Origin of the sequence: Brachyspira pilosicoli (genome assembly GCF_019402445.1) — a bacterium.
In the GTDB taxonomy this organism is placed as follows: Bacteria; Spirochaetota; Brachyspiria; order Brachyspirales; family Brachyspiraceae; genus Brachyspira; species Brachyspira pilosicoli_B.
In genome coordinates this window covers 1-683 of sequence record NZ_SRZM01000430.1, presented here as the reverse complement: position 1 = coordinate 683, position 683 = coordinate 1, and the positions used below count along the sequence as shown (strand labels likewise).

Below are 683 nucleotides of genomic sequence, written 5' to 3'. Positions count from 1 at the left end.
AGACAGAGAGACAAGTGGGTGTGTAATACTTTCACGCGGTTCTTTGGTAGCTTCAAAATTTTGTGCTATGCTTGCAAATAAAAATAATAATATAAAAAAAACTTATATTGCCGTAGTGGAGAATGCTAAAAATATAGAAGATGCTTTTACTGTTGAAGGATATATGCAAGAGGTAGGGGATAAGCTTTATAGAAGATATCAAATACTTCATAAAGAAAATGTCGAAGATTCAAAATATTCAAAGACAAAGTTTAAAACTGTAAAAAAAATAGGCGATTATGCCATACTAAAAATAAGGCTCTACACAGGAAGAATGCATCAAATAAGGGTGCATCTTCATTCAAAAAATCTTTATATGGTTGGAGATAAAATATACGGTAAATACGGACCTAAAGTTTTTAATTCTTTTATAGAAAAAAGCATAATACCAGAAGGATTTTTTTATAGGCAGGCACTTCATTCTTATATGTTGGAATTTAATCACCCAATTACAAATGAGCGTATAAAAGTAAAGGCAAAAATACCAAAAGATTTAAAAGATTTTATTGCTAGTATATACTAAGTTTTATATCTGGGGCTTTGCACCAGACCCCACTTCTTTTGCGACCAAAGGGAGTCCTTCAGGACGACCGTAGGAAGTGCCTTCGGTATTAGTATAAAAGAAGCTTATATCCTTCGGATAC

Annotated in this window: 1 protein-coding gene; it reads left to right on the top strand. The window is 32.4% G+C overall.

The genetic code is table 11. The features are described from left to right. The coding region (locus tag E6A48_RS11635; RefSeq protein WP_258018618.1) for an RluA family pseudouridine synthase at window positions 1-562 on the top strand (562 nt) is incomplete at its 5' end. Between the last annotated feature and the right edge of the window lie 121 nt (window positions 563-683).